This is a genomic window from Limnobaculum zhutongyuii, assembly GCF_004295645.1.
Taxonomy (GTDB): domain Bacteria; phylum Pseudomonadota; class Gammaproteobacteria; order Enterobacterales; family Enterobacteriaceae; genus Limnobaculum; species Limnobaculum zhutongyuii.
Genome location: NZ_CP034752.1, coordinates 2,768,675 through 2,790,476, shown reverse-complemented (window position 1 = coordinate 2,790,476; position 21,802 = coordinate 2,768,675). Strand labels below are relative to the sequence as shown.

Sequence of the window (21,802 nt, the reverse complement as noted above, 5' to 3'; positions counted from 1 at the left end):
ATGGCGAATATGTTTGCCTTAATTTTAGCTGTGGCCACACTGGTGACGGGAATCATCTGGTGTCTGGACCGCTTTAAGTGGGCGCCTGCGCGACGCATTAAGATTGAAGCCCTCAGGGTTGAGACCGACGGAAAGATTGATGGTAAAGCGCTGGCCAGAGTGGCCAGACAACCAGGCTGGATTGAAAGCTGTGTTTCTGTGTTTCCCGTACTGGCCGTGGTATTTGTGTTGCGCTCTTTTTTATATGAGCCTTTTCAGATTCCATCCGGTTCCATGATGCCAACGCTGCTGATCGGTGATTTTATTCTGGTGGAAAAGTACGCTTATGGCGTTAAAGATCCGATTACCCAGACGACACTGATTAAAACCGGTACGCCGCAGCGTGGTGATATTGCGGTATTCAAATATCCTCTGGATAAGAATATTGATTATATTAAGCGTGTTGTCGGGTTGCCGGGAGATACCATTCATTTCGATCCAAACTCGAAGAAGTTAACTATCACTCCGGCCTGTCCTACGGGGAAAGAGTGTAAGCCAGCCGCTGAGCTTGAGTATTCTGATTTGGAGAAAAGCAGCTGGTTTATTGGCTTTGAACCTTCGGCCGGTGGTGCCAACCAGATGACCACTCGCTTCTTCGATACTAAAACCGAAGCAGAACGTGCTGAAGGTTTACGCGGCGTGTATATGGTTGAACGTAACGAAAAATTGGGTAATGAATTTCACCAGACGTTAATGATTCCTGGCGTAGCGAACAGCGCGAGTGATTATTATCAGCAACCAGGCGCTCCGGCTAATACCTGGATTGTACCGGAAGGCAAATACTTCATGATGGGTGATAACCGCGACAACAGTGCGGACAGCCGTTTCTGGGGTTTTGTACCGGAAGAGAACTTTGTTGGTAAAGCAACAGGGATCTGGATGAGCTTTGAGAAGCAAGAAGGTGAGTGGCCAACCGGTATTCGTTTTAGCCGTATTGGCGGAATTCACTAATCCGTTCTAAGTTATACTGTCTCAGATGTAAATAGTCCGGATTTAGAACCCCTTAGATCCGGATTTTTTTATCATCTCGCCATAACATAGTAGTGCTTTAGCTGGATAACCGTTAAGCTAGGCCGTTATTTTTTCTCGTTTGGAACAATTTGTTGGTAATGCATGAACCCCATCATCATTGAGAGGCTACAGCGAAAGCTGGGTTATACGTTTCAACAGCAATCGCTTTTACAGCAAGCTCTGACACATCGAAGTGCCAGCAGTAAACATAATGAACGTCTGGAGTTTTTGGGCGATTCAATTTTGAGTTTTGTTATTGCTGATGCACTATATCAGCGCTTTCCTCGGGTTGATGAAGGCGATATGAGCCGTATGCGTGCAACGCTGGTTCGAGGCAATACGCTGGCTGAAATGGGACGTGAGTTCGATTTAGGTGAATGTTTGCGTCTGGGGCCGGGTGAATTGAAAAGCGGTGGTTTCCGTCGTGAATCCATTTTAGCCGATACGGTAGAAGCGTTAATCGGTGCGGTTTATCTCGATAGCGATATTCACCGAGTTCAGCAATTGATTCTGGCCTGGTATCAGAGTCGTTTAGATGAGATCAGCCCGGGCGATAAACAAAAAGATCCTAAAACCCGTCTGCAAGAGTTTTTGCAAGGGCGCCACTTACCGTTACCAAGCTACTTAGTCACGCAAGTGAAGGGTGAAGCCCACGATCAGGAATTTACCATTCACTGTCAGGTGAGTGGCATTGACGATGCGATTATTGGCATTGGTTCCAGCCGCCGTAAGGCAGAGCAGGCTGCGGCAGAACAGGCGCTTAAACATTTGGGCCTGGAATAATCGATACGGTGCGCTCATTTTAATCGGATGAGCGCATTAGCTAAACTTCTTTGCTGGTGTTTTATCAACGGATTGATAAGCGATGAGCATACTACTCCCATTTCTTTATTTTCTTGCCCCTATTTGTTTTATCGCTGGTAGTGCAATTCTGGCGATCGCCATTGTTCGAGCACGAAAAATCATTTCACCTAAAACTCGCTATGTTTTTGAGGTCGCGCCTGAACCGGGAGAAGAGATCGAACTTTCAGAACCGGGACGTTATGTGATCTCGGTGGTTATACCTCCGCTAAAGTTTATTATCGGTGTGGCTCATTTTTCCGCCAAATTCTCCGTTAAAGAACGCAGTTCTGCACAAAGTATCGAATACACTCCCTTTGGCCGTTTTAATCTATTTACCGTACGGCGTACAGATATGCGTGGCAATAAATCACTTCCTTTAGGCTATTTTCAGTGTGACAGGCCCGGAAAATATCAGGTTACCTGTACCACTCCAGAGAAGATTCGCTCCGAATTTAAATTAGAGGTCGCCCCTTACACTCGCCCAATCGTACTCGGTGCACTGGTTCCCATCATCATTATCGGTAGCAGCTTAACGTTAGTTGGGATTATCGCCACAGTAGCGACCGGCCTTGGACGACTGTAGTTAATAAAGGTAACGACCCTTTAGCCCTTAGATTTTATCTTTTGATCTTTTTATTTGAGCGCTGGAATTCAGCCGACAACTGAAAGAGGGTAGCACGGCGAACATGGATGTTCGGCGAGGCGCAGCGATGTCTGGAGCGGCTCTGCGCCGGTGCGTAAGCCCGAGTGAAGGCGAAGGGAAGTCGCCATAGGCGACCTGGATTCGGGGGCGAAAGCGCGGGATTGTTAAGGGGGCTCGCCAGCCCCCTTGACTCGGCCACGCACACTGAGGATTATTAGAACACAATACTATTAGTGGTCGAAACTTACACCAGAACTACTTTTACAGCCCCGGTAACCTTATAACTTAATCAACCTCCACATAGCATCTGATATCAAACCACCCCAATCAATGCTAATATTACCCACATTCACAACGAAAACCGCTGAGCAAAGATCAACCACGCTCACGTCTGCTTATTAGCAAATACATTAGAATCAACGCATAAAAATTAGTTGATTGATTTTAATGAATAAATAATTCGTTATATTTAGGATTGGAATGACAACAGATAATCAATTAACCGATACGGATAAGCAATACTGTGGCTTTATTGCTATCGTGGGCCGCCCTAACGTTGGTAAATCAACATTGCTGAATCAGCTTTTAGGTCAGAAGGTATCGATTACTTCACGTAAAGCGCAAACCACGCGTCACCGTATTATGGGAATTCACACCGAAGGGCCTTATCAGGCAATTTATGTGGATACCCCGGGGTTACATATTGAAGAAAAACGCGCCATCAACCGTCTGATGAACCGGGCTGCCAGTAGCTCGATTGGTGATGTCGAGCTGGTGATCTTTGTGGTGGAAGGTACACACTGGACACCCGATGATGAGATGGTGGTGAATAAGCTGCGCAGCTTAAAATGCCCGGTTATTCTGGCTATCAACAAAGTAGATAACGTTACCGATAAAGAAGCGCTGCTGCCGCACATGGCTTTCCTGAGCCAGCAGATGAACTTTATGGATATTGTTCCTATCTCCGCAGAGAAGAACATGAATCTTGATACTATCGCCGGTATCGTGCGTAAACTGCTACCGGAAGCGGAACACCACTTCCCTGAAGATTACATTACCGATCGCTCTCAGCGCTTTATGGCCTCTGAAATTATTCGTGAGAAGCTGATGCGTTTTCTGGGTGAGGAACTGCCTTATTCGGTCACGGTAGAGATTGAACGTTTTGTGACCAATGAGCGTGGCGGCTATGACATTAATGGTTTGATTCTGGTTGAGCGTGAAGGCCAGAAGAAGATGGTTATTGGCAATAAAGGCCAAAAAATCAAAACGATTGGTATTGAAGCCCGTCACGACATGGAAGAGATGTTCGAAGCCAAAGTTCATCTGGAGCTTTGGGTGAAAGTGAAATCAGGCTGGGCGGATGATGAACGAGCATTGCGCAGTCTGGGATACACCGACGACCTCTGAAGGTAAGCATGATTGACGGCTGGCAACGGGCTTTTGTTCTGCACGGACGACCTTACAGTGAAACCAGTTTGCTACTGGATCTGTTTACAGAAAGTCACGGCAGAATAAAGTTGTTAGCCAAAGGTGCCCGCGGTCGCCGTTCACATTTAAAAGGCTGCTTGCAGCCTTTTACGCCTCTTTTAGTTCGCTGGGGGGGAAAGGTGGTGTTAAAACGTTACGCGCCGCTGAAGCCGTTTCCCTCTCGTTACCGCTTTCTGGCCTGACGCTGTACAGCGGCCTTTACGTTAATGAAGTGCTGGATAGGGTACTGGAAGCCGAAACGCCATACTCCTCGCTGTTTTTCGATTATTTAGAATGTATTCAATCGCTTGCTGGTGTCTCTGGTTCACCTGAACGCATCCTTCGCCGTTTTGAACTCGCTCTGCTGGGCCATTTGGGATACGGCATTGATTTTTTACACTGCGCTGGCAGCGGTGAACCTGTCACTGAGCAGATGACTTACCGCTATCGGGCAGAAAAAGGGTTTATTGCCAGTCTGGTGGTGGACCACTTCTCTTTTACCGGCCGTGATTTACAGGCTTTGGCCAATCGGGAGTTTCCCGATGTTGACACGCTTAAAGCCGCCAAACGTTTTACCCGCATCGCACTGAAACCCTATTTAGGGGGCAAGCCGCTGAAAAGCCGCGAGCTGTTTCGACAATTTACCATTAAAAAACCCGCCTCAGACTCGACCTTACCTGTTGATGAATAGTAATCGTTAAAGGTTTACACCTTGTTCAGCAGTTAAAATTCCTGATTTCATTTTCTTTTTTGATTAAATCCGGTAAAAGAATGGAACAGATTTTTTAGTCCATTCAGAACATCAGGCGCTATATCACACAGGATGGTGATTAAAAACGATTGGAAAATGAAAAATGTCAACTTCTGGTGTCGGAAAGGCATTCATTAACTTTTAAGGTGGAGTCATGTCGGATTTATTGTTAGGCGTCAATATCGACCATATCGCAACGTTACGTAATGCCCGTGGTACTCAATATCCGGATCCGGTTCAGGCCGCGTTTATCGCCGAACAGGCAGGAGCCGATGGTATTACTATTCACCTGCGGGAAGACCGCCGTCATATTACCGATCGGGATGTTAAGCTGCTTAACCAGACCATTCAAACCCGTATGAATCTGGAAATGGCGGTAACCGATGAGATGGTGAATATTGCCTGTGAAATCAAACCAGCATTCTGCTGTCTGGTTCCGGAAAAACGTCAGGAAGTGACCACTGATGGTGGGTTAGATGTGGCCGGTCAAATTGATAAAATGACCGTGGCGGTTGGGCGTCTGGTGGAAGCCGGTATTGCTGTATCACTGTTTATTGATGCAGACCATCGTCAAATTGATGCCGCTGTAGCAGTAGGTGCCACTTTTATTGAAATCCATACCGGTCGTTATGCTGATGCAGAAAACGAACTGGAGCGTGAAGCAGAACTGCTGCGCATTGCTCAGGCAGCCACTTATGCCGCCGGCAAAGGTCTGCATGTGAATGCCGGGCACGGATTGACCTACCATAATGTTCAGGCAATCGCAGCACTGCCTGAAATTTATGAATTGAATATTGGACATGCCATTATTGGTCGGGCGGTAATGTCAGGGTTGCATGCGGCAGTGGCGGATATGAAGGCCTTGATGCTGGCAGCAAGAAAGTAGTTCTGCTTTTATAACGGCCAAAACCACATCGCCCCGTGATTAACGGGGCGACAGAGGCAGAATAACAGAGCAATCGTTAAATTATCACTTACTCCGTTTTGATAAAATCAACCGCTTCTCTTCTGACGTTTTCGAATTCATCCAACAGTTCCATCCATTCCGGTTCCAGATCTTCCGCTGGCGTTCCGTTACGCAGTTGGCTTTCCAGATACTGACAGAGTTGTTTCAGACGTGGTACGCCGCTGTAGCTACAGCTTCCGTGCAGTTTGTGGATGATATTAACGATGTCATCGTCTTTATTACCGTCCAGTACTGCCTGAACCCGTTCTTCAACTTCAGACAGGAAATCGACCAATATTGTTAGCAGGTCTCGGGCTAAATCTTCTTTGTTTGCTGCCTGACGCAGCGCCAGCTCCCAGTCCAGCGATGTTGAGGCTACGCTAACCGGTCGGGTTTCCACATGGCTTACCGGAATGAGCGGTTCTTTAGTCTGAATACTTAATGGAATGCGGCATTGAGTTTTTAACACATTAAACAGCATATCTTCGTTTATTGGCTTAGCCAGATAATCATCCATCCCCGCATTCATCAGGCGTTCCCGCTCACCAATAGCCGCGTGGGCGGTGACAGCAACAATCGGCGTAGTGATATGGTTTGGTAGCTTACGGATTAACTCAGCGGCTTTGATACCGTCAATTTCCGGCATCTGAATATCCATCAGGATAATATCCAGATCGTGTTTTTTCGCCTGTGCAATCGCTTCTTCACCGCTGTGGCAAAGAATGACGTTAGACACCAGATCTTCCAGTAGTACGCCAATCAGTTTTAGGTTTGCCGGATTATCATCAACGGCCATCACGTTGAGTGGCAAGTGATGAGTTTTCTCTGATACTTGTGGTTCGGGTAATGACTGCGCCGCCAGTAGCGCATTAAACAGTCGATTGCGAGAAAGTGGTTTAAACAGGCAGGCTTGTGCCCCGGCTTGTTTCAGGGTTTCCGCATCCATATGAGGCTGATTTGGAATCGCCAGAATCAAACGTTCAGAAAGCGATAGCGCCTGTTTCATTACGCCATTGGTGTATTTATCAATATCATCAGTAGCAATTGGTACGCCATGCAGAACGATATCGTATTGCTGATGTTTCTCCGGGATTTGATCGAAATTATCATAATGAATAACTTCTACCGGTTCTGACTGGAAGATATTTAATGTAGCCTGAGTTGCAGCCGGGTTCGCTTCCACATACAGAATTCGTTGACCTGACAGTTTGGTCAGATGGCGACCATCACCCAAAATAGAGCGGTCGCTTAGCTCCAGATTAATATGGAACCAGAAGGTTGAACCTTTATGTAGCTGGCTGTGGAAACAGATATCTCCACCCATCTCCTTCACCAAACGCTGAGTAATCACCAGCCCCAGGCCGGTACCACCATGACGACGGGAAATACTCGCGTCTGCCTGACGGAAAGCCTGGAACAGCTGAGATTGCTGGCGTTCAGAAATACCAATGCCGGTGTCGTGCACCTGAATCTCAATATCAGCACTGTTTTCATGCAGCATACGCAGTTCAATATTGATATCAATATTGCCCTGTTCGGTGAATTTGATGGCATTTCCCAGCAGGTTCATGATCACTTGCTGTAAGCGTAATGGATCACCTACGATGTTGTCCGGCACATCGTTGTTGATGTTCAGCGTCAGTTCCAGAGATTTCTCATGGGCGCTGTGTGCCAGTAAAATCGCGGTTTCATCTACCGTATCCCGCAGTGAGAATGGAATATGTTCTAACACCAGTTTGCCGGCTTCCAGCTTGGAGAAGTCCAGCACATCATTAATGATGTTTAACAGGTTGTTTGCTGAACGTTCAATGGTTTGCAGGTAATCGGTTTGCGTTGGCGTTAGCGATGTTTTCAGGGTTTGGCGAGTGAAACCAATCACACCGTTAAGCGGGGTTCGAAGCTCATGAGACATATTCGCCAGGAACTCAGATTTAATTCGGGCCGCTTCCTGCGCGCGTTTTTTGGCCAGATCCAGTTCTACGTTTTGGATCTCCATCTGTTCCAGCGTTTCCCGCAGGTCAGAGGTTGCCTGATCGATATTTTGCTGCATCTCTTCATGATAGGCAGCAAGGGACATGGCCATTGAGTTTATGCCGTTCTTCAGCATATCCAACTCGCCCAGCATATACCCCTCAACCCGGCTATCTAACTGACCGCGACGAATACGGTCTACGGTGTTAACCATGTTGCGGATTGGCCCGGTGACATCACGCATCAGGCGATAGGCAAACAGCATGGCAATACATAAACAGAGGCTGAGTAGCAGGGTGGCAACGAAAATTTCTTTATATTGCTGTAGTCGAACGGTACGTAAATCCAGCTCAATGGCAATGTAGCCCAGCGTGCTGTGGCCGGGTTCCAGGCTGACATCCATATCCGGTAGCTGATTTTCCGAAACGATCGGGGTTCTGAGGATCAGTGAGTCCCCTTTGGTCGTGACGGTTAAATCATCCGGAATTGCCGCCCCCTTGGGCAGCTGTAATAAGGTATAATTTTGATGGAAGTTAGAAGTCACTAATAAGTGATTTTGAGTGTCAAAAACAGCAATAGAACGCACGATATTTGAGTGGCGTCGGTGTAACATACTGACCAATTGACGAACGCCTTCGCGGTTACTGAACGTCATGCCATATTCACTGGCGATGGCAAGAGGTTCGATGATGCTGGAGCCGGAATCAACCAGTTGATCCTGTAGCTCGTTATAGCGGTGAACCACGAAAAAGGTACTGATCAGAAGCCCGATTAATAGGGTGGGGGCAAGGATCAGTATCATCATGCGGGCCCGAAGGCTGTATTTGGTCATAAGGTTCCAATATGGGACGACAATATGTGACAATTAGCGACTCAGTGACGTACCCGATTGTATAGATAGTAATAAACTACGGAAATCTTTATTCAGATATTATGGCGCAATTTTACTCGCCCGGCCGCCGTAAGGCGACACAACAAACTATCAATATTATTCCCCATGAACTTGATACTCAAGGGCAGGGGGTTGCTCGTGATAACGGAAAAACTATTTTTATTTCCGGCGCGCTTCCTCAGGAGCAGGTTGAAGCGCAGATTTACGAGAATAAACGAAATTATTCTAAAGCCAAAGCGATCCGTATCTTATCGCCGAGCCCGCAGCGAATGACACCGCCTTGCTCACATTATGGTATTTGCGGAGGCTGCAATCAGCAACATGTTTCCACAGATTTGCAGCATAGTAGCAAATCTAAAGCGCTCAGCCAGTTGTTTAAGCGAGAAACCGGGCTGGAACCTGCTCAGGGCGCAGTCATTTTTTCTCAGGGATATCATTATCGACGCCGTGCCCGACTCGGATTGCAGTATCAACCGAAGCAACAGAGGCTGCAAATGGGCTTTCGCCAGCGGGCTTCTAACGATTTGGTGGAAATGACGGAATGCCCGATTCTGGTTTCTGAGCTGGAGCAGTTGCTGGTACCTTTAAAAGATTGTCTTAGTGCGTTATCCGTGGTGAAGAAACTGGGGCACGCCGAGCTGGTGATGGCGGATAACGGACCTTTACTGGTGCTGCGCCATTTAGTGCCGCTGGCAGAAAACGATCGTCAACATCTGCTACAGTTTGCAGAACGTCATCAGATAGCGATTTATCTGGCGGGAGAGAGCGATTCGCTGGAACGGCTGATTGGTGAAGATCCTTACTATCAGGTGGATGATTTAACCCTTGGTTTTAATCCGCGGGATTTTATCCAGGTTAACGCCGGTGTTAATCAGTTAATGGTTGAGCAGGCGCTGGCCTGGCTGGAATTACAGCCGACTGACAGAGTTCTGGATCTGTTTTGCGGCATGGGAAACTTTACCCTGTCTATCGCTAAGCGTGCTTTACGGGTGACCGGAGTGGAAGGTGTCGAGGCGTTGGTAAGCAGAGGGCAACAGAATGCTCGCATAAATGGCTTATCAAACGTTGAGTTTTTGCACCACAATTTAGAACTGGATGTCAGTCAACAGTCGTGGGCAAGAGAAGGTTTTGATAAAGTGTTGCTGGATCCGGCCCGGGCGGGCGCAGCAGAAGCCATGGCGCAAATTGTTAGTTTAAACCCTGAACGCATTGTGTATGTGTCCTGCAATCCAGTGACGCTGGTGGAAGACAGTAAAGTTCTGTTGTCAGGTGGATACCAGTTAAACCAACTGCGTATGCTGGATATGTTTCCACAAACGGGGCATATTGAGTCCATGGCGTTATTTATTAAAAAGTAAGCATCTTAGTAGTCAGTAATGAGGAAGCCTTATGGTTGCGGTAAGAAGTGCGCATTTAAATACAGCCGGAGAATTTGAGCTGGATAAATGGATCGGTATTCTGGGTATTAACAGCCCGGAATTATGCGAACGTTTGGCAGCGACCTGGCGGTATTGTGAGCAGCAGGTTCAGGGCAATCCGGATGCTTCCCTCCTGTTATGGCGTGGGTTGGAGGTAGTGGAAATTTTAGCCACCCTCAGCATGGATAATGAAAGTATGCGTGCTGCGCTGCTGTTTCCATTAGCTGACGCCAAAATTATTGATGAAGAAACGGTCAAAGAGCAGTTTGGTAGTGAAGTCGCCAATCTGGTTCATGGCGTACTGGATATGGATGCCATTCGTCAGCTTAATGCAACCCACAATGGTTCTAATACCTCCATACAGGTGGATAATGTTCGCCGTATGTTGCTGGCGATGGTAGAAGATTTCCGCTGCGTAGTTATCAAACTGGCCGAGCGCATTGCCCATCTGCGAGAAGTTAAAGATGAAGCGGAGGAAGTCCGCGTTCTGGCAGCTAAAGAGTGTTTTAACATCTATGCTCCACTGGCTAATCGTTTAGGGATTGGCCAGTTAAAATGGGAAATGGAAGATTTCTGTTTCCGCTATTTGCATCCTGCTGAATACAAGCAGATTGCCAATTTATTGCATGAGCGACGTATCGATCGTGAAGTGTATATCGATACCTTTGTGCAAACCCTGCGCGACTCGATGAAAGAACAAGGTATTCAGGGGGTGATTTACGGCCGACCAAAGCATATTTACAGCATCTGGCGCAAAATGCAGAAGAAAGCGCTGGCCTTTGAAGAGTTGTATGACGTGCGCGCCGTGCGGATCGTCGTCGAACGTTTGCAGGATTGTTATGCAGCGTTAGGTATTGTGCATACCCATTTCCGTCATCTGCCCAGTGAGTTTGATGACTACGTGGCTAACCCAAAACCTAATGGCTATCAGTCGATTCATACGGTAGTGTTTGGCCCGAAAGGACATGCGGTAGAGATTCAAATTCGTACCCGTCAGATGCATGAAGATGCGGAGCTGGGGGTTGCAGCGCACTGGAAATATAAAGAGGGCAGTACGGTTTCTGGCCGTTCCGGTTATGAAGAGCGTATTGCCTGGTTACGTAAACTGATCGCCTGGCAGGAAGAGATGTCTGACAGCGGCGAAATGCTGGATGAAGTCAGAAGTCAGGTATTTGACGATCGGGTATATGTATTTACTCCGAAAGGCGATGTGATTGATTTACCAACCGGTTCCACACCGTTGGACTTCGCCTATCACATTCACAGCGATGTGGGTCACCGCTGTATCGGTGCCAAAATTGGCGGACGTATCGTTCCTTTCACCTATCAATTGCAGATGGGCGATCAGATTGAAATCATCACCCAAAAGCAACCTAACCCAAGCCGGGATTGGTTGAACCCAAATCTGGGATTCGTTAACAGCAGCAGAGCACGAGCCAAAATTCAGGCGTGGTTTAAGAAGCAGGATCGGGACAAGAATATTCTTGCTGGCCGTCAAATCTTAGATGATGAACTGGAGCGTTTGAGCATCAGTTTCAAAGATGCGGAGAAGCTACTGGTACCGCGTTATAACGTTCACTCCTTTGATGAAGTGTTAGCAGGTATTGGCGGTGGCGATATTCGTCTCAACCAACTGGTGAATTTCCTGCAAAGTAAATTTAATCAGCCAACGGCAGAAGAGGCGGATCGCGAAGCGCTGCGTCAGTTGAATCAAAAAACGGCAAATGCTCAACAGCGCAATGCGAAGAATAACAGCCAGATTGTGGTAGAAGGGGTCGGTAACCTGATGCACCATATCGCCCGTTGCTGCCAGCCGATTCCGGGTGATGATATTGTTGGTTTTATCACTCAGGGCCGTGGCATCTCAATTCACCGTTCCGATTGCGATCAGTTAAATGAGCTGAAAAATCATGCGCCAGAGCGTTTGGTGGAGGCTGTATGGGGGGATTTTTACTCCAGCGGTTATTCGCTGGTAGTTCGAGTTGTTGCCAACGACCGTAGCGGGTTGTTGCGTGATATCACCACGATTTTAGCCAACGAAAAAGTAAATGTACTGAGCGTTTCCAGCCGCAGCGATGTGAAAAAGCAGATGGCGACCATTGATATGGAAATCGAGCTGTATAATTTGCAGGTGTTGGATCGGGTGCTGTCGCGGATCAATCAGTTGCCGGATATTATTGAGGCTAAGAGGTTGGGGGTTAAGTAACCTTTTTTGTTGAGGTTGTTTTATTGGCTGTTGTGGATGTTCCGGCCGTAATTATAAAGTGCTTATATTGCCTTTGTGCTCGGCCGGAAAACAATTTGTACTTAGCTGCGGAGTGCGACGGGCCTAGCCGGGTTAGGGGCGCTTCGTTGGCTGACGCCAAGTCGACCCCAACACCCGTCTCTCCCGTCGTTTAACTTTGTTACTAATAAGGGCTTTAATTGCCTTTATTCATATTTTCGCTTGAGTCTTGTTACACCAACTCACCAATCAGAAGATAAATAATGGACCAGATTACGCCCATTCAGCGGTTGCTGAATATTATGAGCCGGTTACGTGACCTGGAAAATGGATGTCCTTGGGATAAACAGCAGACGTTTGAGACCATTGCGCCTTATACGCTGGAAGAAACTTATGAAGTGTTGGATGCGATCCGGCGTTCGGATTTTGGCGATTTGCGTGAGGAACTGGGGGATTTGCTGTTTCAGGTGGTGTTTTATGCGCGTATGGCGGATGAGCAAAACCGGTTTAATTTTGATGATATTTGTAACAGCATTAGCGATAAGCTGGAGCGTCGCCATCCTCATGTTTTTGATACTCAAACTCAACATGACAGTCAGGAAGTGATTGCCGGTTGGGAGAAGCGTAAAGGCGAAGAGCGCGCGCAGAAGGCTCAATTTTCTGTGTTGGATGATATTCCAGAAGTGTTACCCGCATTGATGCGTGCCCATAAAATTCAAAAGCGCTGTGCTTCAGTAGGATTTGACTGGACAACATTAGGCCCGGTATTGGATAAGGTGTATGAAGAGATCGACGAAGTGATGCATGAAGCTAAGCAAGTTGTCATCGACCAGTCTAAACTGGAAGAGGAGTTAGGTGATTTATTTTTTGCCACCGTTAACTTGAGTCGTCACTTGGGCCATAAAGCAGAAAGTGCCCTGCAGGCCGCTAATCGTAAATTTGAACGTCGTTTCCGTCAGGTAGAACAATTGGTTGCTCAATCAGGGAAATCGATGGAGCAAGCATCGCTGGATGAAATGGAAGCAGCATGGCAACAGGTAAAAAGCCTGGAAAATCAGACAGAAAAATAGATTAATTTTCACTATCTGATTTCAACGTTTGTTGTGAGGGAAAGGGTCTGGTATACTACTTTCCCGTCCTAGTACCTCCATTTTAGTCTTTTAAACCTAACCTTCAGGTTCAGCATGACAACTAATTATATATTTGTGACAGGCGGGGTTGTATCCTCACTCGGTAAAGGTATTGCAGCAGCCTCTCTGGCCGCTATTCTTGAAGCTCGTGGCTTAAATGTCACTATGATGAAGCTGGATCCATACATTAACCTCGATCCAGGTACCATGAGCCCAATTCAACACGGTGAAGTATTCGTCACCGAAGACGGTGCAGAAACCGATCTGGATTTGGGCCATTACGAACGTTTTATCCGCACTAAAATGACCCGCCGTAATAACTTTACGACCGGTCGTATTTATTCCGATGTATTACGCAAAGAGCGTCGCGGTGACTATCTGGGAGCAACCGTTCAGGTTATTCCGCATATTACCAATGCGATTAAAGAACGTGTAATCGCTGGTGCAGAAGGCCATGATGTAGCTTTGGTCGAAGTGGGTGGCACCGTTGGTGATATCGAATCACTACCGTTCTTAGAAGCCATTCGCCAGTTAGCGGTTGAAGTAGGTCGTGAGCACACACTGTTTATGCATTTAACACTGGTGCCATACATGGCGGCTTCAGGTGAAGTGAAAACTAAACCAACCCAGCACTCGGTAAAAGAATTACTCTCTATCGGTATTCAACCAGACATTCTGGTATGCCGTTCCGATCGCGCTGTTCCTGCCAACGAGCGGGCTAAAATAGCGCTGTTCTGTAACGTGCCTGAAAAGGCAGTTATTTCTCTAAAAGATGTTGATTCTATTTATAAAATCCCTGCATTGTTGAAGTCGCAAGGGCTGGATGAATTCATCTGTAAACGCTTCCGTTTCGATCTTCCTGAGGCCAACTTATCTGAGTGGGAACAGGTGATTTATGAAGAGTCCAATCCTACTCGCGAAGTCACTATTGGCATGGTCGGCAAGTACGTAGAATTGCCAGATGCTTATAAATCTGTCATCGAAGCATTAAAGCATGGTGGACTGAAGAATCGATTCAGCGTTAATATAAAGCTAATCGACTCGCAGGATGTTGAGGTCAGAGGTGAAGAAGTTCTGTCTGGTCTTGATGCGATTCTGGTTCCCGGTGGTTTTGGCTACCGTGGTGTGGAAGGCAAAATCACTGCCGCCCGCTATGCTCGTGAAAACAAGATCCCTTATTTGGGTATCTGTTTAGGCATGCAGGTTGCGATGATGGAGTTTGCACGTAATGTTGTTGGTATGCCCGATGCTAACTCGACCGAATTTGTGCCAGACTGTAAGTACCCGGTTATTGCGCTGATCACTGAATGGCGCGATGAAGAGGGGAATGTTGAAGTTCGCACAGAAGAGAGCGATTTAGGCGGAACCATGCGTTTAGGTAGCCAGTTATGTCATTTAACTGAAGGCAGTCTGGTACGTAAACTGTATGGCTCACCAACAATTTCAGAACGTCATCGCCATCGCTATGAAGTGAACAATATGCTGCTGCCGCAGATTGAAGCAGCAGGGTTACTTGTAGCAGGGCGTTCTGCTGACCATAAGCTGGTGGAAATTATTGAACTGCCTGATCATCCTTGGTTTGTTGCCAGTCAGTTCCACCCGGAGTTCACATCAACTCCGCGTGATGGCCACCCACTGTTTGCCGGTTTTGTGAAGGCGGCTGGTGAGTACCAGAAGCGTCAGGCAGACTAAGCGGTCAGTAATAGCATTAAAAGTATTCAGTAAGCCCGGCCTGATTACCGGTGGTAAATGCAGTATGTTCAGACATAGCGTTTATTGATACATCAGGCCAGAGTGTGCGACGCAATAAGGTGTCGCAATCTACAGTTTGTAGTTTAATCAACTTGTACTGAGGAAAACCGAATGTCCAAAATCGTTAAAGTGCTCGGTCGTGAAATTATCGACTCTCGTGGCAATCCCACTGTTGAAGCTGAAGTTCATTTAGAAGGCGGTTTTGTAGGTCTGGCTGCTGCGCCATCAGGTGCTTCTACTGGTTCTCGTGAAGCTCTGGAACTGCGTGACGGCGATAAAGCTCGTTATATGGGTAAAGGTGTACTGAAAGCTGTTGCAGCAGTAAACGGCCCAATCGCACAAGCGGTTATGGGTAAAGATGCAAAAGATCAGGCTAACATCGATAAGATCATGATCGACTTAGATGGCACTGAAAACAAATCTAAATTCGGTGCTAACGCGATTCTGGCGGTTTCTTTAGCAGCAGCTAAAGCAGCAGCAGCATCAAAAGGCATGCCTTTATTTGAGCACATCGCTGAACTGAACGGCACCCCAGGCAAATTCTCTATGCCATTACCAATGATGAACATCATCAACGGTGGTGAGCACGCTGATAACAACGTTGATATTCAAGAGTTTATGATTCAGCCAATCGGCGCTAAAACTCTGAAAGAAGCGGTACGTATCGGTTCTGAAGTATTCCACAACCTGGCGAAAGTTCTGAAGTCTAAAGGTATGAGCACTGCGGTAGGTGATGAAGGTGGTTATGCACCTAACCTGGAGTCTAACGCTGCTGCACTGGCTGCTATCAAAGAAGCCGTAGAACAAGCAGGTTATGTACTGGGTAAAGATGTGACTTTAGCGATGGACTGTGCAGCTTCTGAGTTCTATAACAAAGAAACTGGCAACTATGAGCTGAAAGGCGAAGGCAAAACCTTCACTTCTCAAGAGTTCACTCACTATCTGGAAGAGCTGACCAAGCAATACCCAATCGTTTCTATCGAAGATGGTTTAGACGAATCAGACTGGGATGGCTTTGCTTACCAGACTAAAGTGATGGGTGACAAAATCCAACTGGTTGGTGACGATCTGTTCGTAACTAACACCAAGATCCTGAAAGAGGGTATCGAAAAAGGTATCGCTAACTCTATCCTGATCAAATTTAACCAAATCGGTTCTCTGACCGAAACTTTAGCCGCTATTAAAATGGCTAAAGATGCTGGTTACACAGCGGTTATCTCTCACCGTTCAGGTGAAACTGAAGATGCTACCATCGCTGACTTAGCGGTAGGTACTGCTGCTGGCCAAATCAAAACGGGTTCTATGAGCCGTTCTGACCGTGTTGCTAAGTACAACCAATTAATCCGTATCGAAGAAGCACTGGGTGACCGTGCTCCGTTCCACGGTTTAAAAGAAGTGAAAGGTCAGGGTTAATTTTTAATCCTCCTGTAGCTTAGTGAAATCCCGTATTGGTTGATATCAATACGGGATTTTTGTTTTTAGTTGTACTGTCTGAAAGAAAATCTTTGAGAGAAATATGTCATATCCCGTTAATGAGTTATTTCAAACCCTACAGGGCGAAGGGTTCTTCACTGGCGTTCCCGCTATTTTTATTCGTTTGCAGGCCTGCCCGGTTGGCTGTAGCTGGTGTGATACTAAACACACATGGGAGAAGATTGCCGATCGTCAGCAATCAATGGATGACATTCTGGCGAAAACTCAGGAGAGCGACAGTTGGGGAGAAGCCAGTGCTTCACAACTGCTGGCTATTTTGCAGCAACCGCATTATACGGCCCGTCATGTAGTGATTACCGGTGGTGAACCCTGCCTTTATGATTTATTGCCACTGACCAGTTTACTGGAGCTGCACGGTTTTCAGTGTCAGATTGAAACCAGCGGTACCCAACCGGTGATCTGTTCTACCAATACCTGGGTAACGGTCTCCCCTAAAGTTGATATGCGCGGCGGACTGAATGTCATACCTCAGGCCTTGATAAGGGCAGACGAAATAAAACATCCGGTGGCCCGTGAGCGGGATATTGAACAGTTAGATGAGCTGTTAGCCACGCTGTCAGATAATAAAAAACGAGTGATAGCGTTACAGCCGATTAGTCAAAACCCAAGAGCGACCGAGCTTTGTATTAAGACCTGTATTGAACGCAACTGGCGGTTGTCGATGCAGACGCATAAATATTTAGGGATTGAATAATAGTCAGTTCCTGTCCTTGGTCTTGATCTTTCCTATGAGCACTTGAATTCAGCTGACGACTGAGAGAGGCCAGCACGCCCCGCATGGATGCGGGGCGAGGCACAGCGACACCGGGAGCGGCTCTGTGCCGGTGCGTTAAGGCCAAACGAAGGAGGAAGGGAGTCGCCTAAGCGACCTGAATTCCTGTGCGAAAGGCGCGGGGTGCAGGGGCATTCGCCATAATGCCCCTGCTCGGCCGAGCATAAATGTCAATTCAAACACGATACTGATATGGCCGAAACATACTCCAAATTCAATAGCACTTTGAATTCAACATCCTTAATCTGAATCAAACGGGTTGCCTGAATAGAGGATCACTCCCCTTTATAAACACACCCAGCACTACAGGTCTCCTTCACCCTAACTCCACTCAACAACGGAAGCCCCGGCTTAAGCTGTTGCCAAATCCAGTGGGCTAAAACTTCGCTGGTGGGGTTTTCCAGTCCGGAGATATCGTTCAGATAGTAGTGATCTAAACGGTCCAGTATGGGCTTAAATGCGGCTTTAATTTCAGAAAAATCCATTACCCAACCGGTAATTGGGTTTACTTCACCAGTGACTTCGATTCTGACCACAAAAGAGTGCCCATGCAGACGGGAACATTTATGGCCTTCGGGAACATTCGGCAACCGATGTGCGGCTTCAAAAGTAAAGTCTTTAAATAATGTGGTTACCATAATCGCCTCTGATAATAATTTCGGCGGTATATTACTAAAAAGTAGGGTAGGTTGCCATGGTAAGGCAATTTCAAAATGTATCCAACTCCTTTGGATTGTTGATAACCATCGGTCTTCATTGATGCTTATATTAATATTTTTATTCTGATTAAGTGTTAATTTGTTTAATTAAAACCTGATGAGTGCTGATTTACTTTTTAAAATTACGGTTCCATTTATATTAAAACTAAATGTTGATTTTTTGTTATTTAAATTAATCATCCAATCTCTATTTATAATGGTTATTCGTATTGAATATCTTGTCTTATTTAACTTAATGAAAGATTTGTTATTTAACTTAATGGATTGTAAGAGTGGTTGATATTTTATTTTTCACCGATCTTTCATTGGCAAGTCTTGCCTCGCGAGATAATCATGCCAGATCTGATAAGTCAATTGACCTGAGTCTCATCTTTTAATAATGACATCCATTATTCAATATCCAATTGATTTTAAATGATAATTTAAAATAAAATAAATGAATAAGAGATGTAAATATAAATGTACATCTGATTATTCGCTCCACTTCGAGGTTCAGAATGTAATTCAACATAGATTTTGAATATAAAGTTTGAGTCCGGTCACATTAATGAGTTTGTTCAGGCTGCGAATTAAATTTTATGCCTGATTAAACGATGAGTGTAATAAATATAACACTCGTAATAATAAGGTTACAGATGATGATTTTTATCAATTGGTTCGTAGTATTGCAAAAAGATATTTAAAAGTAAGAATGAAGGGGTCCGAAAAAGCCTGAATTAATATAATCACAAATGAGGAAAGTATAATGTCATACCCAGCTGAACCTTATAAAATTAAAGTTGTTGAACCAATTGCAATGACTACTCGCGAACAGCGAATTCAATATATTAAAGATGCAGGATATAATACATTTTTACTTCAATCCAAACAGACTTATATCGACCTGTTAACCGATAGCGGCACCACAGCCATGAGTGATAATCAGTGGGCCGGTATGATGTTAGGTGATGAAGCCTACTCAGGTAGCGCAAACTTCTATCATCTGCAAGAAGTCGTCAGTGAATATTACGGCTACAAGCACGTGGTGCCTACTCACCAGGGCCGTGGTGCAGAAAACCTGCTCTCTTCACTGTTAATTAAAGAGGGTGACTACGTACCGGGTAACATGTACTTCACCACTACCCGTGCTCACCAGGAGAGAAACGGTGCGACTTTCGTTGATATCATTATTGATGAAGCGCATGACTCTCAAAAAGAGCTGCCGTTTAAAGGCAATATCGATGTCTCCAAACTGGAAAAATTGATTAACGAAGTTGGTGCTGACCGTATCCCTTACGTTTGTCTGGCGGTTACCGTAAACCTGGCTGGTGGTCAGCCGGTAAGTATGGCTAACATGCGTGAAGTCAGTAAGCTGTGCCGCAAAAACAAAATTCTGGTGATGTATGATGCGACACGCTGCGTTGAAAACGCCTATTTCATCAAAGATCGTGAGCCTGAGTATAAAGACGTCACTATTGCTGCCATCCTGAAAGAGATGATGAGCTACTCTGACGGTTGTACCATGAGCGGTAAAAAAGACTGTCTGGTGAACATCGGTGGCTTCTTATGTATGAACGATGACACCCTATATCAAAAAGCCAGCGAGCTGGTTGTTCTGTATGAAGGTATGCCTTCTTACGGCGGCCTGGCTGGTCGTGATATGGAAGCAATGGCTCGCGGTATCGTTGAGTCTGTTGATTATGCTTACATTCATCACCGTATTGCTCAGTGTCGCTATCTGGCAGACAAACTGGAAGCCGCCGGTGTACCCATTGTAAAACCGGTTGGTGGTCACGCAGTGTTCCTGGATGCAAAAGCTTTCCTGCCACACGTACCTCAGGACCAGTTCCCGGCTCAGTCTTTAGCGGCTGAACTGTATATCGATTCCGGCGTTCGTAGTATGGAACGCGGTATTATCTCTGCGGGACGCGATAAGAAAACCGGTAAGAACCATACGCCTAAGCTGGAACTGGTTCGCCTGACGATTCCTCGTCGTGTTTACACCTATGCACACCTGGATGTTGTCGCCGATTCTGTGATTCATCTGTACAAAAACAGAGAGAAGATCAAAGGATTGGATATGGTATACGAGCCGAAGTTCCTGCGCTTCTTTACTGCAAGATTTGAGCCTCTCAAATAAGGATCTCATTGAGCAAATCATAAATTAACCATCAAAGAGTCTTTCATTCTAAGGAATGAAAGACTCTAAAAGTCTGGATCAGTCACAGGTCATTAATATGTTTTTCCCACTTAGAATTTTAATTAAAGGAATCAATTATGACGGTCAGCGTAGAGGCTCAGGGGTCTGCTCAGGTTAAAAAGAAGTCGGTTATTGGTGGAGCGATGATCACCACGGCGACCGTTGTTGGTGCCGGAATGTTCTCTTTACCTGTAGCCATGTCCGGGGTTTGGTTCTCCTGGTCAATTGGTATCCTTGTCGTTACCTGTTTTATTATGATAATGGCTGGCTTTATGCTGTTGGAAGCCAACCTTAATTATCACATTGGTGCCAGTTTCGACACATTAACAAAAGATCTATTAGGTCGATTCTGGAATATTGCAACCAACATTACTTTTGCCTTCGTTCTATATATTCTTGCCTACGCCTATATTTCAGGAAGTGCTGCGGTTATATCCCAAACGTTAACCCAGTATTTCACGATTGGAATCTCTTCCCGTATTACCGGTGTGATATTTACCATTATTGTGGCATTTATTGTCTGGTGGAGTTCAACGGCAGTAGGGCGCATTACTACCATCTTGCTGTTGGGCAAATTTATTGCTTTCTTTATGACGTTCGCCAGCCTGTTGGGTTATGTGCAGGTTGATAATCTGATGGACGTAGTGGCTCCGGAAGGGACCAGCTATCTGCCTTTCCTGTTAATGACGCTGCCTTTCTGTATTGTTTCATTTGGCTTCCACGGTAACGTACCCAGCCTGGTAAAACACTATGGTAAAGATCCGAAACGTATTGTTTCCTGCATATTAATCGGAACCTTATTTGCGCTGTTCCTGTATGTCTTCTGGTTATATTGCACCATGGGGAATATCTCCCGTGCGGACTTTAAACCGATTATTGCTCAGGGTGGAAACATTGACGTATTCATCACCGCCATGGGGGCGATTCTTAACAGTGCATCGATGGATGTGATCCTGACATTCTTTGCCAACTTTGCGGTTGCCAGCTCCATGTTAGGCGCAACACTCGGTCTGTTCGACTACATTGCCGACCTGTGTAAGTTTAAGGATGACAATGGCGGCAGAGCAAAAACGGCATTGGTCACTTATATTCCTCCGGCGCTGCTTTGCTCCATCTATCCAAATGGCTTCCTGTATGCCATTGGTTATGCGGGACTGGCGTTTGCGGTATGGGCTATCATCGTTCCCGGCCTGTTGGCAAAAGCTTCGCGTGAAAAATTTGGTAACCCGATGTTCCGCACTTGGGGTGGAACTCCGCTGGTGTATGTAGTGATTGTATTTGGGGTAATCACTATGCTGGCGCATATACTGTCGACGTTTAATATATTGCCGACGTATAGCTAATCAATAATCTTTTGGTTATATAAAGATGTCTTTTTAAAGTGAACCCCGAAAGTTGGATACCCAACAATTAGGGGTTCATACTTTAATGGAAAAGAAAAAATATACATTAGAATTTAAACGACAAATGGTTCTTCACTATTTAAATACAACTTTTGTTTCACTATCCTGTGCGACATAAAATTTTTTGGAAGTCAGTATATTTATAACC

Annotated in this window: 15 protein-coding genes and 1 pseudogene; 14 read left to right on the top strand and 2 right to left on the bottom strand. The window is 46.0% G+C overall.

What is annotated here, in order from left to right:
* The 6 genes and pseudogenes from lepB to pdxJ all read left to right on the top strand — a co-directional run bounded on the left by lepB (position 1) and on the right by pdxJ (position 5,640).
* Positions 1–990, top strand: a complete 990-nt coding sequence (gene lepB / locus EKN56_RS12380; protein WP_130592057.1) for a signal peptidase I — start codon at positions 1–3, stop codon at positions 988–990.
* Positions 991–1,152: 162 nt separating this feature from the next.
* On the top strand, positions 1,153–1,833 hold the full coding sequence (rnc, locus tag EKN56_RS12375; protein ID WP_130592056.1) for a ribonuclease III: 681 nt from the start codon (positions 1,153–1,155) through the stop codon (positions 1,831–1,833).
* A gap of 82 nt (positions 1,834–1,915) precedes the next feature.
* Positions 1,916–2,476, top strand: coding sequence for a hypothetical protein (locus EKN56_RS12370; protein ID WP_130592055.1), 561 nt, complete (start codon positions 1,916–1,918; stop codon positions 2,474–2,476).
* 540 nt (positions 2,477–3,016) lie between these two features.
* Positions 3,017–3,943 (top strand): GTPase Era, encoded by a 927-nt coding sequence (era, locus tag EKN56_RS12365; protein ID WP_130592054.1) that lies wholly within the window; start codon positions 3,017–3,019, stop codon positions 3,941–3,943.
* A gap of 11 nt (positions 3,944–3,954) precedes the next feature.
* A pseudogene (gene recO, locus EKN56_RS12360) lies at positions 3,955–4,694 on the top strand (DNA repair protein RecO).
* A 214-nt stretch (positions 4,695–4,908) separates the two neighbouring features.
* Positions 4,909–5,640, top strand: coding sequence for a pyridoxine 5'-phosphate synthase (gene pdxJ / locus EKN56_RS12355; RefSeq protein ID WP_130592053.1), 732 nt, complete (start codon positions 4,909–4,911; stop codon positions 5,638–5,640).
* Between the two features lie 88 nt (positions 5,641–5,728).
* On the opposite strand, the gene barA is transcribed toward pdxJ, so the two are convergent.
* Positions 5,729–8,503: a two-component sensor histidine kinase BarA gene (gene barA, locus EKN56_RS12350; protein ID WP_130592052.1), complete on the bottom strand. Its 2,775-nt coding sequence runs from the start codon at positions 8,501–8,503 to the stop codon at positions 5,729–5,731.
* A gap of 101 nt (positions 8,504–8,604) precedes the next feature.
* Between barA and rlmD the strand changes: the two genes are divergently transcribed.
* The 6 genes from rlmD to queE all read left to right on the top strand — a co-directional run bounded on the left by rlmD (position 8,605) and on the right by queE (position 17,275).
* Positions 8,605–9,921: a 23S rRNA (uracil(1939)-C(5))-methyltransferase RlmD gene (gene rlmD / locus EKN56_RS12345; RefSeq protein ID WP_130592051.1), complete on the top strand. Its 1,317-nt coding sequence runs from the start codon at positions 8,605–8,607 to the stop codon at positions 9,919–9,921.
* Between the two features lie 31 nt (positions 9,922–9,952).
* Positions 9,953–12,187 (top strand): GTP diphosphokinase, encoded by a 2,235-nt coding sequence (relA, locus tag EKN56_RS12340; RefSeq protein ID WP_130592050.1) that lies wholly within the window; start codon positions 9,953–9,955, stop codon positions 12,185–12,187.
* Between the two features lie 281 nt (positions 12,188–12,468).
* Entirely contained in the window at positions 12,469–13,275 is an 807-nt protein-coding gene (mazG, locus tag EKN56_RS12335) for a nucleoside triphosphate pyrophosphohydrolase (protein ID WP_130592049.1), read from the top strand.
* Between the two features lie 114 nt (positions 13,276–13,389).
* Positions 13,390–15,027, top strand: coding sequence for a glutamine hydrolyzing CTP synthase (pyrG, locus tag EKN56_RS12330; RefSeq protein ID WP_130592048.1), 1,638 nt, complete (start codon positions 13,390–13,392; stop codon positions 15,025–15,027).
* 171 nt (positions 15,028–15,198) lie between these two features.
* Positions 15,199–16,500, top strand: a complete 1,302-nt coding sequence (gene eno, locus EKN56_RS12325) for a phosphopyruvate hydratase (RefSeq protein WP_130592047.1) — start codon at positions 15,199–15,201, stop codon at positions 16,498–16,500.
* A 103-nt stretch (positions 16,501–16,603) separates the two neighbouring features.
* The gene (gene queE, locus EKN56_RS12320) at positions 16,604–17,275 is read left to right on the top strand and encodes a 7-carboxy-7-deazaguanine synthase QueE (RefSeq protein WP_130592046.1); all 672 of its coding nucleotides are present in this window, start codon (positions 16,604–16,606) and stop codon (positions 17,273–17,275) included.
* 353 nt (positions 17,276–17,628) lie between these two features.
* Here the strand turns inward: queE and queD are convergent, their stop codons facing one another.
* Complete coding sequence (gene queD, locus EKN56_RS12315; protein WP_210405353.1) at positions 17,629–17,994, bottom strand: 6-carboxytetrahydropterin synthase QueD; 366 nt, start codon at positions 17,992–17,994, stop codon at positions 17,629–17,631.
* Between the two features lie 823 nt (positions 17,995–18,817).
* Here queD and EKN56_RS12310 point away from each other — a divergent pair.
* Together EKN56_RS12310 and mtr are read left to right on the top strand one after the other, a co-directional pair.
* A complete protein-coding gene (locus EKN56_RS12310; RefSeq protein ID WP_130592044.1) occupies positions 18,818–20,191 on the top strand; it encodes a tyrosine phenol-lyase in 1,374 nt (457 codons plus the stop codon).
* Between the two features lie 137 nt (positions 20,192–20,328).
* Positions 20,329–21,594 (top strand): tryptophan permease, encoded by a 1,266-nt coding sequence (gene mtr / locus EKN56_RS12305; protein WP_130592043.1) that lies wholly within the window; start codon positions 20,329–20,331, stop codon positions 21,592–21,594.
* The last annotated feature ends 208 nt before the right edge of the window (positions 21,595–21,802 follow it).